This is a genomic window from Streptomyces sp. NPDC037083 (genome assembly GCF_055606485.1).
On the sequence record NZ_JBVJSQ010000009.1, the window covers coordinates 154,433 to 167,232 of the forward strand.

Below are 12,800 nucleotides of genomic sequence, written 5' to 3' on the forward strand. Positions count from 1 at the left end.
TGACTCCTCAGACGCGGCGATGGGGGTGGTGGGGGGCGGCGGACGCCGGTGCGCCGGCGCCGGTCCAGCCGTCGGCCGGACGGTCGAACCAGAGGTGGACCTGGCCGGTGCCGACGGAGTTCTCGTACTCCCCGTACTGCCGGGCCCGGGCGGTGCAGGCCTGCTCGCCGAGGGCGCCGGCCATCATCAGGTAGTGGAAGAACTTCGCCTCGGGCTTGTACTTCCAGAACTCGTCCATCGTGTCGAGGACCTTGTCGTGACGGCCCTCCTTGAACCAGGCGATGCGCTCCTGGTCGGCCTCGCGCGCCTGCGGCGTGCGGATGTGGACCGGGTCGCTCGCCTCGTGGTCGCGGATCTCGCGCAGCGGCCAGAAGGTGTGCGACAGGGCGCCGGAGGCGATCAGCAGGACGCGTCGCCCCGGGGTGGCCGCGATGCCGTCGGCGAGCGCGCGCCCGAGCCGCAGATGGTCCTCCATGTCCCCGGTCTGGCAGACGCCGATCGTCACCCACCGTTTGTCGGGCAGTCCCTCGCCGAGGAACTTCCAGAGGTTGACGGTGGCGTAGTAGATGGGCAGGTAGTCGTCCTCGATGGGGGTGATCCAGGTGCCGTGTCTGTCGGCGAACCCGGCGATGTTGTGGGCGAGTTCGGGGTCGCCGGGGAAGTCGTAGGGCATCCGGCACATGCCGCGCGGCAGTTCCTCGGAGGTGAACAGGCCGGCGCGCCGCCGCTGGGCGGTGACGACGAACTCGACGGTGGTCGCCCAGTGCGAGTCGAGGACGACGACGGTGTCGTAGGCGTCGGCGCCGTCGCGCTCGAAGACGTCCTCGCGCAGCCGGCGCAGGCCGGTGACGAGGGTGATCTCCTTGCCCTCGTTCAGCTCCAGCCGGTCGGCCTCGGGCAGCACGATGGTGGGGACGTGGGCCAGGAGGCCCGCTCCGACGATCTCACCCATGGTCGTTCCATCCCTTCGGCGCGGTCACGGTGTTCTTCAGGTCGCAGTAGAAGTCGAAGCTCCAGGTGCCGCCCTCGCGGCCGACGCCCGACTGGCGGGAACCGCCGAAGGGCGCCTGCAGGTCGCGCACGAAGAAGCAGTTGACCCAGACCGTGCCGGCGACCAGCCGGGCGGTGACGCGTGCGGCGCGCTCGCGGTCGCCGGTCACCAGGGTGGCGGCAAGCCCGAAGCGGGTGTCGTCGGCGAGCCGGACGGCCTCGTCCTCGTCGGTGAAGGTCTGCAGGGTCAGGACGGGGCCGAAGACCTCCTCCTGCACGATCTCGGAGTCCTGGGCGACATCGGTCAGCAGGGTCGGCGCGTAGTACTGGCCCTCCTTGCGGTGCCCGCCGACGACCGCCCGGGCCCCGGCCGCGACCGCCCGGCGCACGAACCCGTCGATCTTGTCGAGCTGACGGGGGTGGATGTTGGGTCCGATGTCGGTGCTCTCCTCCCGCGGATCGCCCTGGGTGAGCCGGGAGGCCTTCTGGACGAACCGCCGGGTGAACTCCTCGGCGACGGTCTCCTCGACGAGGATCCGGGTCGCGGCGAGGCACACCTGGCCGGCGTTGTCGTACTGCTCCACGGCGAGGTCCACGGCCAGTTCGAGATCCGCGTCGGCGAACACCAGCAGCGGTGACTTCCCGCCGAGTTCGAGACTGAGCGGGGTGAGGTTGGCCGCGGCCGAAGCGGCGATCCGCCGTGCGGTCGGCACCGATCCGGTGAAGCTGATGCGGCGCACGTCCGGGTGCGAGGTGAGCGCGTCGCCGATCTCGGAGCCGTATCCCTGGACGACGTTGAGGACCCCGGCGGGCAGCCCGGCCTCGGCGGCGACGTCGGCGAGCAGGGACGCGGTCAGCGGCGACCACTCGGCGGGCTTGAGGACCACGGTGTCGCCGGCCGCCAGCGCGGGGGCGACCTTCCAGGTGGCCAGCATCAGCGGCGCGTTCCACGGGGTGATCAGCACGCAGGGGCCGGCCGGGTCCCAGCTGACGTGGTTGGCGTGTCCGCGCGTCTCGAAGTCGTCGTGGCCCAGCGACAGCAGCCAGTCGGCGAAGAAGCGGAAGTTGTGGGCCACGCGGGGCATGACACCGCGGCGGTGGGAGCGCAGCAGGGCGCCGTTGTCGGTGGTCTCGACGACGGCGAGCTCTTCGAGCCGCTTGTCGACACCGTCGGCGATGGCGTGCAGCACACGGGCGCGTTCGGCACGAGGGGTGGCGGCCCAGCCGGGGAACGCCGCCTTGGCGGCGGCCACGGCGGCCTCGGCCTCGGCGGGCCCGCCGCGGGCGATCTCCCCGAGGGCGCTTCCGTCGATGGGGGAGTGGTCGGTGAAGGTGTGGGCGGAGGCGACGCGCCGACCGCCGATCCAGTGCCGGGTGTCGACGGCGACACCGCCGACGACGATCTTGTCAGGCATGAGCAGGGCTCCTATCGGATGAGGGGCAGGTGAATCGCCGAGGCGCGCGGGGAACGGCGCGGGCAGCCGCGACGGCCCCGCGGCCACCCGCCGCCCTCACTCGGCACTCGCTCCGGACGTGCCGGACTCCAGCAGCCGGCCGCCGTCCCAGACCACCCCGACCTGCCGGTAGTACGCGGCGATGGGCTCACGGACCTCCAGCCGCGCCAGCTCCTCGGTGGGCGCCTCGAACAGCTCCAACTCGGCCTCGCCCACCCATGGCTGGCCGCCCTCGAAGGAAGCCGCCCCCGACTCGATCAGCTCGTCGAGAGCGAGCCCCTTCCCCTTCTCGATCGACGGCAGCCACCGGTGGTGGGCCATGGGGTGCCCGTTGACGAAGCCGTTCGTCCCGGACGGCTCGCGCAGGGTGACGACGGTCTGCGCCAGCCGTCGGTCGGCCGCGGCGAGGGTCGCCCCGAACCGTGCCCCCGCCTCGATGCGCGGGGCGGGACCGTACGGGTGCGGACGGGTCTGGTGGATGGACCCCAGCTTCTTCGGGTACCCCTGGTGCAGCCCCCGCGCGACGGCGAAGTCCTTGTCGACCCAGATGTACACGCACCGCGAGTAGGTCTGCCCCCGGTACGTGCACCGGACGACCGCGAAGGCCTCCTTGTACTGGGAGAGCACGGGGTCCAGCAGTTCCGTCCCCGCTGTCGAGCAGGACTGCCAGTCGGCCCAGACGAGCGCGACGGCGCCGGGATCCTCGTCGGCCAACTCCAGCGGTTCGGGCAGCAGTTCACGTACCCGCGAGGGGTCCGTGCGGTACTCGACGGTGAGCAGGTCGCCGGAGTAGCGCCACGGCGGGGCGGGGACGAGCGAGGAGGCGCCGCTGCCCGTCTTGGGATGGAAGTATCCGCGGACACTGGTCACTTGAGGCTCCTTACGAGGTGAGAGCGGGCTGTTGGAGCAGCTCGGCGCGGTACCGGGCGGCGCTCATGGCGGTGGCGTGGCCGCCGAGAGCGACGACGCCCACCAGCCGGCCGGCGAGGTGGTAGCCGACGACGAGGTCCGCGTCCGGATCGCCGTCGAGCACGCGCACGTCGGCCAGCCCGAGGGAGGGCGCTCCGAAGGACTGCAGCCGGAACTCGTGCTGGTCGCTCCAGAAGGTGGGCAGCGGCGCGAACGGAGCCGCCTGCCGTTCGGCGCCGGTGAGACGGGCGACGAGGGCCTTCGCGGCGTGCCGGGCGGTGTCGGCGGGAATCGACCAGTGCTCGACGCGCCGGGGCACGCCGTCGTACCGCGCGTTGGGGAAGCGGGCCACGTCGCCCACCGCGAACACCTCCAAACGTCCCCCGACCCGCAGGTGTCCGTCGGTGAGCACACCGTCGGTCAGGTCGAGCCCGTTGCCGTCCAGCCACTCGACGTTGGCGACCGAGCCCACGGACTCGACCACCACGTCGGCGGGCAGCACACGTCCGTCGGCGAGGCGCACGCCGGTGACCCGGCCCTCGCTCTCCCCGCCGTCGCGCGCGCCCTCGAAGCCGCTGACGCCGACGCCGAGCGCGAAGCGCACGCCCCGCTCCTCGTGCCGCTTCAGCAGCGCCCGGGCGAGGAGTTCGCCCAGCGGGCCCACCATGGGCAGCGGCAGCGGATCGACGACCGTCACCTCGGCGACGCCCAGGCCGACGGCCGTGGCGGCGACCTCGCAGCCGATGAAGCCGGCGCCGACCACGACCACGCGGACACCGGGCCGGGTCAGCTCCTCGCGCAGCATCCGTGCGTCCGCGAGGGTGCGGACGGTGTGGCGGCCGGCGAGCGGGCCCGGGCAGCGCAGCCGCCGGGGCCGCATGCCCGTGGCGACGACCAGCCCGTCGTACGGGAGCCGCGCGCCGTCGGAGAGGACGACGGTCCGCTCGGTGAGCCGGGCCGAGACGACCCTCGTCCCGAGGCGCCACTCCACGTCCGCGGCGGCCGCCTTCGGGGTGAAGGCCAGCGACTCGAACGGCGCCTTCCCGGCCAGGACCTCCTTGGACAGGGGCGGCCGGTTGTAGGGCATGTGCGGCTCGTCCCCGACGACCGTGACGGCGCCGGTCCAGCCTGCCGTGCGCAGTTGTTCGGCGGCGCGCAGACCGCCCATCGAGGCGCCCGCGACGACGATGCGTCCGCTGGTCACGGGATTCAGTCCTCGATCCGGATGGCCTGCAGCGGGCACACGTCCGCGGCCTCCTCGACCTCGTCGCGCAGCGCGTCGTCCGGGTCGGGCACATAGGCCAGCCGGCCGCCGTCGTCCAGCGAGAAGACGTCCGGCGCCGCGAAGACGCACTGGCCGTGGTCCTGGCACTTGTTCATGTCGACGACGACCTTCATGGGGTGTTCCTCCAGAGGGTGAGGGCGTCGGAGCGGGGTGGAGAGGGGGAGAGGGCCCGGCCGTGAGGCGACCGGGCCCTCGGCCAAAGGGGTGCGGGACAACCGGACCCCTGACTCGTTTGGCTTCAAACAACATAGGAACCGGCCGGGGCCTGGTCAATACCTGTCCAGGTGGATAAATTTTTCGGGCGTCCCTCTTGCGGGGCGGTGGACAGTCTCCATACCGTTCGGGTTCAAACGACCTGCCGGGGCGGCCATCCCTCCCGCGTCCGGCCGGCCTCGCCCTCCCGCCACCCGCCCCGTCCGCCCGAGGAGAATCGGTGAGCGCTCACGACAACCCAGACATACGCCGGTCCATGGAGCGGCTCGCCGCCGACGGGATCGACGTGGTCCGGGTGACCTATCCCGACCTCATGGGCACCGACCGCGCCCGTGACGTGCTGCTCGAGGAACTGCCCCGCGCCATGGAGCACGGGCTCGCCTTCTGCCGGGCCGTCTACCACACCAGCCCCCAGGGCGACGTCGTGCCGATCGGCGGCGGACTGGACGCCGGTCTGCCCGACGTCACCGTCCGGCCCGATCTCGACACCCTCGTGGCGCTCCCGTGGGAACCCGGCGTCGCCACGAGCCTCGCCCACGTGGTCGACCCCGCCACCGGCGCGCCCGCCCCCGAATCGCCCCGCGACCTGTTGCGAAGCGTTCTCGCCCGATGCCGGGAGCGCGATCTGCGACCCGTCGTCGGACCCGAGCTGGAGTACTTCCTGTGCGAGCCGGACCCGGCCGGCGGCTGGCGTCGCTACGCACGCGACCGAGGTGTCGTCTACACGGCGGGCCTGCGCGCCGACCCCGACAACCATCTGCTGCGCACGCTGCGCAACGTCCGCGATCTGAAGCTCGACGTCCTCAGCGGCAACCACGAGTTCGACGGCGGCCAGTTCGAGATCAATCTCCTGCACTCCGAGGCGCTGTCGGCCGCCGACCGGGCCTTCCGCTTCAAGGCCGCGATCAAGGAGCTGGCCCGCCGGGAAGGGCGGCTGGCCACCTTCATGGCGAAGCCGTTCAACGACGCCGGCGGCTCCGGATTCCACCTCCATCTGTCGTGCGAGGACGCCGACGGCCGCAACGTCTTCGACGACCCCGCGGGCGCGTACGGACTCTCCGCGCCGGCCCGGCACGCCGTCGCGGGCGTCCTCGCGCACGCTCCCGCACTCGCCGCACTGGCCAACCCGACCGTCAACTCCTACAAGCGCTTCGGCCCCGACACCCTCGCGCCCTGGCTGATCGACTGGGGCCTGGACAACCGCAGCGCGATGGTCCGCGTCCCGCCCGAGCGCGGCGCCGGCGCCCGCCTCGAACTCAGGCTCGGCGACGCCGGCGCCAACCCCTACCTGCTGATCGCCGGCGCCGTCGCGGCCGCGCTGCTCGGCATCGAGGCCGGCGAGGAGCCGCCCGCGCCGCTGGAGGGCTACGGCTACGACACCGCCAGGGCGGCCGTCCTGCCCATGGACCTGCCCGCCGCGCTCGACGCGCTGGAAGCGGACACCGCCCTGACCGAACTCCTCGGCAAGAGCTTCACCACCTCCTTCCTCACCTACAAGCGCAACGAGGTCGAACGCTTCCAACGGCACGTGACCGACTGGGAGTTCACCGAGTACGCCTACCACCTGTGATCCCCCGGGAGCCACGCATGACCGAGATCCTGACCCCCGCCGTGAGCGAACCGATGCCGCTCGCCGACGTGAACCTCGCCGACCCCGACAACTTCACCGACGGGATCACCCCCTGGCGGATGTTCCACACGCTGCGGCACGAGGACCCGGTGCACTGGCAGCCCGAGGAGGCCCCCAACTCCGGCTTCTGGGCGGTGACCCGGCACGCCGACATCGCCCGGGTCGACCGCGACGCCGAGACGTTCACCTCCACCCGATTCGTCAACCTCGAAGAGGTCGACGACGACCAGATCAAGAAACGGGCCTCCATCCTGGAGCTCGACGGCGTCCGCCACCGCGCCCTGCGCAGCGTGATCCAACGCCAGTTCGGCGCCGCAGTGATCAACAGCTACACCGACTTCCTGCGCGGTCTGACGGCCACGACCCTGGACGCGGCCCTCGCCAAGGGCAGTTTCGACTTCGTCAAGGAGGTGTCGGCCGACTTCCCCATCAACGTCCTGGCCCGACTGCTGGACGTCCCGCCCGAGGACAACCAGCAGCTCATCGACTGGGGAAACCGGATCATCGGCAACACCGACCCCGACTACGCGGACGTGCTGCTGCACAGCGCCGAGAGCGAGAAGTACCGCGATCTGCCGTTCCGTTCGCCCGCCTCGCTCGAAGTCTTCGCCTACGGACGTGAGCTGGCCCGCCGGCGGCGAGGGGGACAGGGCGGCGACCTGATCTCCCAGCTGGTCAACACCACCCCCCGCGACGGAGTCCCGCTCACACCGCAGGACTTCGACAACTACTTCCTGCTCCTCGTCGTCGCCGGGAACGAAACCACCCGGCACACCATCACCCACTCGATGCTGGCCCTCCTCCAGCACCCCGAGCAGCTGGCCCGGCTCAGGGACGACCCGTCCCTGATCCCCACCGCGGTGGAGGAGTTCCTGCGCTGGGCCTCGCCCGTCTACCACTTCCGGCGCACCGCGACCCGGGACGTCGAACTCGGCGAAAAGCAGGTGAAGGAGGGCGACAAGGTCGTGATGTGGTTCGCCTCCGGAAACCGCGACGAGGAGGTCTTCGGCGACCCCTACGCCTTCGACGTGGGCCGCCGGAACAACGACCACGTCACCTTCGGCAAGGGCAGCCCTCATCTGTGCCTCGGCAACCTGCTCGCCCGCACCGAGATCCGCATCATGTTCGAGGAGCTCATCCCGCGCCTCGCCGACATCCGCCTGACGGGAGACGTCCCGCGCGTGCGCTCCAACTTCGTCAACGGCATCAAGAAACTGCCCGTCGAAGTCACCCTCGCGTGAGGGGGCGTGGCCGCAAGCTGCCCGTCGTAGCACCCCCGCCTGAGGGGCGCGGCCGCGCCACCCCGGTCGTCTCCGTGCGCCGCCACGGCGCGTGAGCCCGAGGCGGCCGCGACGGAACTGCCGGGCGCGGGCAGGACGGCCGTGACCGAACCACGGGGGTGCGAAAGGGCGGCCGCGCCCGATCGGCCGGGTAGGGCCAAGGCGGACACGGCCGGGCGTGGCCCTGCCAGGCCCGTGGCCGCCCAGTCCCGCCTCTGGCGGGGCCCCGGCCTCCGGCCCCTGACCACCGGGCCTCGGCCTCAGGCCCCGGGCCCCGGGCCTCGCGCTCCGGGCTCCGGCCCTGGCCCCTGGCCCCCGGGCCTCGGGCTCCGGCCCCCGGCCCCGGCCCCCGGCCCCGGCCCCCGGGCTCCGGGCCTCGGGCTCCGGCCTCCGGGCCCCAGCCCCCGCCGTGACCGAACCACGGGGGTGCGGAAAGACGGCCGCGCCCGAACGGCCGGGTACGGCCAGGACGGACACGGCCGGGCGTGGTCCTGCCTGGCCCGTGGCCTCCCAGCCCTGCCGCCCAGTCCTGCCTCTGACGGGGCCCCGGCCTCCGGCCCCTGGCCACCGGGCCTCGGCCTGAGGCCCCCGGGCCTCGCGCTCCGGCCCCGGCCCCCGGGCCTCGGCCCCCGGCCCCCGGCCCCCGGCCCCCGGCCCCCGGGCCTCGGGCTCCGGCCCCCGGCCCCTGCCCCTCGGCCCCCCAGAGCCCCGGCTCCGGCATCCCGCGCCCCCGCACACCCAGTCCCCTCCGGGGACGGCGCTCACGTGAGGGGTGCGGCGGCGGCCGGGGGCGGCTGGGCCGCCGTCGCCGGCCGCCCCTTCCCGGCGGGCCGTGCGGCCGAGGCGTGCGTGGCGAAGGATCGCGCGGCGAAGGAATGCGCGATGTCTTGACGTGTACTTGACGTAGTGGCTTTATGGGAGCGCTCCCATGAGTGAACTCCCGTACCCCCTCCGTCACCCTGAGCTTCCTGGCCCCCTGGAGTCGCTGTGAGAACGACTAGAGGCACGACGACGAGCACCTTACGAACGCACCCCCTGGCCGCCCTGCTGACCCGACTCGCGGCCCTCCTCGGCATGGTCCTCGTCGGAGCCCTGTGCCCGTCCGTCGCCCAGGCGCAGGACCAGGCCCAGGCCCGGGAGTCCGGCGCGCTCGCCACCGGGCTGCACATCAGCGACGGCCGCCTGGTCGAGGGCAACGGGAACGACTTCGTCATGCGCGGCGTCAACCACGCCCACACCTGGTACCCGGGCCGGACGCAGCAGTCGCTCGCCGACATCAAGGCGATGGGGGCCAACGCCGTGCGCGTCGTCCTCGCCGACGGCCACCGCTGGAAAGCGAACACCCCCTCCGACGTCGCGAGCGTCATCGCCCAGTGCAAGGCCAACCGGCTCATCTGCGTCCTGGAGGTGCACGACACCACCGGTTACGGCGAGGACGCCGCGGCCGGCACGCTCGACCAGGCGGCCGACTACTGGATCGGCCTGAAGGACGTGCTGGCCGGCCAGGAGGACTACGTCATCGTCAACATCGGCAACGAGCCGTGGGGCAACACCGACCCCGCGGGCTGGACCGCACCCACGATCGCCGCCGTCAAGAAGCTGCGCAACGCCGGATTCCAGCACACGATCATGGTCGACGCACCCAACTGGGGCCAGGACCGGCAGGGCGTCATGAAGGCCAACGCCCAGTCCGTGTACGCCGCCGACCCGACCGGCAATCTGATCTTCTCGATCCACATGTACAGCGTCTATGACACGGCGGCGGAGGTCACGGACTACCTGAACGCCTTCGTCGGCGCCAAACTCCCCCTTCTCATAGGTGAGTTCGGAGGGCCCGCCGACCAGTACGGCGACCCCGACGAGGACACCATGATGGCCGCCGCCCAGCAGCTCAAGCTCGGCTACCTGGCCTGGTCCTGGAGCGGCAACACCGACCCGATTCTCGACCTGACGCTCAACTTCGACCCCGCGCAGCTCAGTTCGTGGGGCAAGCGCATCTTCAACGGCGTCAACGGCATCGCCCAGACCGCCAAGGAAGCCACGGTGTTCGGCGGCGGCGTCCCGGGCGACACCCAGGCCCCCACCGCCCCCGGCGCGCCGACCGCCTCGGCGGTGACGACGGCCTCCGCCACCCTCTCCTGGACCGCCGCCACCGACAACGTCGGCGTCGCCGGCTATGACGTCGTGCGCGTCAGCGGCTCCACCGAGACCAAGGTCGCCGCGTCCACGGCCAACACCGCCACCGTGACGGGCCTCACCGCGAACACCGCGTACACCTTCGCCGTCTACGCCCGCGACGCCGCCGGCAACCGTTCCGCCCGCTCGGCCGCCGTGAACGTCACCACCGGCAGCGCACCCGCCGTGGCCTGCTCCGTGGGCTACCGCGTCGTGGGGGACTGGCAGGGCGGTTTCCAGGGCGAGATCATCCTGCGCAACACGGGCACCACCGCCATCAGCGCCTGGCGGCTGGCCTTCGCCTTCGCCGACGGCCAGAAGGTCACCAACATGTGGGGCGGAACCGCCGCCCAGAGCGGTGCCTCGGTGAGCGTCACGCCCGCCTCCTACACCTCCACCATCGCGGCCGGCGGCTCGGTCACCGTCGGCTTCATCGGCAGCAAGGGCGCGACGAACTCCGCGCCGACCACGTTCACGCTCAACGACGGCGCCTGCGCCACCGCATGATCTGACGCCGGCGCGAGCGCGGGCCGGCCGGCGGAGGCGATCACCGTCTCCGCCGGTCGACGCGCTCCCTTCGAGCAGGTCCGCAGCCCGTCGATCGCCCCGCCGGGCACCCCGTACTGTGTGCCCATGTCCATGACGCCCCGCTGGCTCGACGCCGACGAACGACGAGCCTGGCTGGCCTACGTAGAGTTCTCCACCCTGCTCGCGGACCACCTCAACCGGCAGTTGCGGCGCGACGCGGGGATGACCCATGCCGACTACAGCCTGCTGGCCTATCTCTCGATGGCCCCCGACGACACCCTCGGCATGTCGGAGCTGGCCCAGAGACTGAAGATCACCCGCAGCCGGCTCACCCACGCGGTCACCCGGTTGCGCGAGGTAGGTCTCGTGGACCGCCGGGTGGACCCGGCCGACGGCCGCGGCCAGCTCGCGTTCCTCACCGACGCGGGCAAGGCGCTGCTGGAGGAGGTGGCCCCCGGCCATGTGGAGGCCGTCCGCCGGGCGGTGTTCGACGCCCTCACCCCCGAACAGGTGCGCCAGTTCGCGGACATCGGCGAGGCGATCAGCCAGGCCCTGCACCGGGCGGAGAGCACCGACGCCGACCCCGCGGCCCTGCCCTGGCGACGCCGCTAGAACCTGGCGGGTCAACTGGTCGGACGGCCGGGGTGCCGGGGTTGCTCGGTCGGGTGGCCGGGTCGGTCGGGTCGGTCGGTGGGGCCGGTTCGGCGGGGTGGGCGGAGCGGTCCGGTCAAGGAATCGGCGGGGAATCGAGAAGAACCGGCCGGCGGTCCGTACCTGGGGGTACCGGGGGCCGCCCGCCCCTCCGACCGCGCCACCGATCCAAGGGACGTACCTCGTGAACGCAACCGCCGCCATCGGCGTCACCGGCCTCGGCGTGATGGGCCGCAACCTCGCGCGCAACTTCGCCCGCAACGGCTACACCGTCGCCGTCCACAACCGCACCGCCGGTCGCACCCGCGCGCTCGTCGAGGAGTTCGGCCACGAGGGCGCGTTCGTCCCCGCCGAGTCGGCTGCGGACTTCGTGGCGGCGCTGGAACGCCCCCGCCGCCTGATGATCATGGTGCAGGCGGGCGCCGTCACCGACGCGGTCATCGCCGAGTTCGCCCCACTCCTGGAGCCCGGCGACATGATCATCGACGGTGGCAACGCCCACTACGCGGACACCCGCCGCCGTGAGGAGGCCCTGCGCGAGCGAGGCATCCACTTCGTCGGCGCGGGCGTGTCCGGCGGCGAGGAGGGCGCGCTGAACGGTCCTGCCGTCATGGTCGGCGGCTCGTCCGAGTCCTATGACGTCCTCGGCCCGATGTTCGAGTCCATCAGCGCCAAGGTCGACGGCGAGCCCTGCGCCACCCACATCGGCACCGACGGCGCCGGACACTTCGTCAAGATGGTGCACAACGGCATCGAGTACGCCGACATGCAGCTCATCGCCGAGGCGTACGACCTGCTGCGCCAGGTCGCCGGCTACACCCCGGCGGAGATCGCCGGCATCTTCCGCACCTGGAACGAGGGCAGGCTCGGCTCCTACCTCATCGAGATCACCGCCGAGGTCCTCGCCCACACCGACGCCGCCACCGGCCGGGCCTTCGTCGACATCGTCGCCGACGCCGCCGGACAGAAGGGAACCGGCCGCTGGACCGTGCAGACCGCCCTGGACCTGGGCTCCCCGGTCACCGCCATCGCCCAGGCCACCTTCGCCCGCGCCGCCTCCGGCCAGCGTGAACTGCGCGCCGCCTATGCCGGGCTCCCCGGCGGCACCACGCCCCCGCTCAGCCGCACCGAGGCCAGCCGCTTCACCTCGCAGGTCGAGCACGCCCTGTACGCCTCGAAGGTCATCGCCTACGACCAGGGCTGGAAGATGATCCAGGACGCGGCCGGCGAGTTCGGCTGGAAGATCGACCTGGGCGCGGTCGCCCGGATCTGGCGGGGCGGCTGCATCATCCGCGCCTCATTCCTCGACCGCATCCGCGCCGCGTACGCGGCCGACCCGGACCTGGTCAGCCTGCTCGGCGAGATGGAGTTCGCCATGGAGATCACCGACGCGCAGGTGCCCTGGCGGGAGACCGTGGCCTCCGCGGCTCGCCGGGGCATCCCCGTCCCGGCCTTCTCCGCCGCGCTCGCCCACTACGACACCCTGCGTGCCGAGCGCCTGCCCGCCGCCCTTCTGCAGGGTCAGCGCGACTACTTCGGCGCCCACACCTACGGCCGCACCGACCGTCCCGGCGCCTTCCACACCCACTGGGCAGAGCCCGGTCGTCCGGAGACGTCCGCCTGACGGACCCCACAACGGCGGGGGCGGGGCACTCGTCGAGTGCCCCGCCCCCGCGACCGGTGTC

At 72.5% G+C, this 12,800-nt stretch carries 10 protein-coding genes; 5 read left to right on the forward strand and 5 right to left on the reverse strand.

The features are described from left to right. Positions 1 to 7 precede the first annotated feature (7 nt). The 5 genes from ACZ7DE_RS24265 to ACZ7DE_RS24285 form a co-directional block, all read right to left on the reverse strand. A complete protein-coding gene (locus ACZ7DE_RS24265; RefSeq protein WP_470764516.1) occupies positions 8 to 952 on the reverse strand; it encodes a 3,4-dihydroxyphenylacetate 2,3-dioxygenase in 945 nt (314 codons plus the stop codon). Then, positions 945 to 2,405, reverse strand: coding sequence for an aldehyde dehydrogenase (locus tag ACZ7DE_RS24270; protein ID WP_470764518.1), 1,461 nt, complete (start codon positions 2,403 to 2,405; stop codon positions 945 to 947). The genes ACZ7DE_RS24265 and ACZ7DE_RS24270 overlap by 8 nt, the downstream gene beginning before the upstream one ends. Positions 2,406 to 2,501: 96 nt before the next feature. Further along, positions 2,502 to 3,314: an acetoacetate decarboxylase family protein gene (locus ACZ7DE_RS24275; protein WP_470764520.1), complete on the reverse strand. Its 813-nt coding sequence runs from the start codon at positions 3,312 to 3,314 to the stop codon at positions 2,502 to 2,504. A gap of 10 nt (positions 3,315 to 3,324) precedes the next feature. Then, positions 3,325 to 4,557, reverse strand: a complete 1,233-nt coding sequence (locus ACZ7DE_RS24280) for an NAD(P)/FAD-dependent oxidoreductase (protein ID WP_470764522.1) — start codon at positions 4,555 to 4,557, stop codon at positions 3,325 to 3,327. A 5-nt stretch (positions 4,558 to 4,562) separates the two neighbouring features. After that, the gene (locus ACZ7DE_RS24285) at positions 4,563 to 4,751 is read right to left on the reverse strand and encodes a ferredoxin (protein WP_359280117.1); all 189 of its coding nucleotides are present in this window, start codon (positions 4,749 to 4,751) and stop codon (positions 4,563 to 4,565) included. Positions 4,752 to 5,107: 356 nt separating this feature from the next. On the opposite strand from ACZ7DE_RS24285, the gene ACZ7DE_RS24290 reads away from it, so the two are divergent. The 5 genes from ACZ7DE_RS24290 to gndA all read left to right on the forward strand — a co-directional run bounded on the left by ACZ7DE_RS24290 (position 5,108) and on the right by gndA (position 12,739). After that, positions 5,108 to 6,421, forward strand: coding sequence for a glutamine synthetase family protein (locus tag ACZ7DE_RS24290; protein ID WP_470764933.1), 1,314 nt, complete (start codon positions 5,108 to 5,110; stop codon positions 6,419 to 6,421). A gap of 17 nt (positions 6,422 to 6,438) precedes the next feature. Beyond that, entirely contained in the window at positions 6,439 to 7,722 is a 1,284-nt protein-coding gene (locus ACZ7DE_RS24295; protein ID WP_470764524.1) for a cytochrome P450, read from the forward strand. A 1,113-nt stretch (positions 7,723 to 8,835) separates the two neighbouring features. Beyond that, the gene (locus ACZ7DE_RS24300) at positions 8,836 to 10,443 is read left to right on the forward strand and encodes a cellulase family glycosylhydrolase (RefSeq protein ID WP_470764526.1); all 1,608 of its coding nucleotides are present in this window, start codon (positions 8,836 to 8,838) and stop codon (positions 10,441 to 10,443) included. A gap of 126 nt (positions 10,444 to 10,569) precedes the next feature. Next, complete coding sequence (locus tag ACZ7DE_RS24305) at positions 10,570 to 11,076, forward strand: MarR family winged helix-turn-helix transcriptional regulator (protein WP_470764528.1); 507 nt, start codon at positions 10,570 to 10,572, stop codon at positions 11,074 to 11,076. Positions 11,077 to 11,299: 223 nt separating this feature from the next. Beyond that, positions 11,300 to 12,739 carry an NADP-dependent phosphogluconate dehydrogenase gene (gene gndA / locus ACZ7DE_RS24310; protein ID WP_470764530.1) on the forward strand — a complete coding sequence of 480 codons (1,440 nt, stop codon included), beginning with the start codon at positions 11,300 to 11,302 and terminating at the stop codon, positions 12,737 to 12,739. Positions 12,740 to 12,800 lie beyond the last annotated feature (61 nt).

Coding starts and splice junctions, on each gene's coding strand:
- ACZ7DE_RS24295 (WP_470764524.1), top strand. CDS start 6,439: ATGACCGAGATCCTGACCCCCGCCGTGAGCGAACCGATGCCGCTCGCC.
- ACZ7DE_RS24290 (WP_470764933.1), top strand. CDS start 5,108: ATGGAGCGGCTCGCCGCCGACGGGATCGACGTGGTCCGGGTGACCTAT.
- ACZ7DE_RS24265 (WP_470764516.1), bottom strand. CDS start 952: ATGGGTGAGATCGTCGGAGCGGGCCTCCTGGCCCACGTCCCCACCATC.
- ACZ7DE_RS24300 (WP_470764526.1), top strand. CDS start 8,836: ATGGTCCTCGTCGGAGCCCTGTGCCCGTCCGTCGCCCAGGCGCAGGAC.
- ACZ7DE_RS24270 (WP_470764518.1), bottom strand. CDS start 2,405: ATGCCTGACAAGATCGTCGTCGGCGGTGTCGCCGTCGACACCCGGCAC.
- ACZ7DE_RS24305 (WP_470764528.1), top strand. CDS start 10,570: ATGTCCATGACGCCCCGCTGGCTCGACGCCGACGAACGACGAGCCTGG.
- ACZ7DE_RS24285 (WP_359280117.1), bottom strand. CDS start 4,751: ATGAAGGTCGTCGTCGACATGAACAAGTGCCAGGACCACGGCCAGTGC.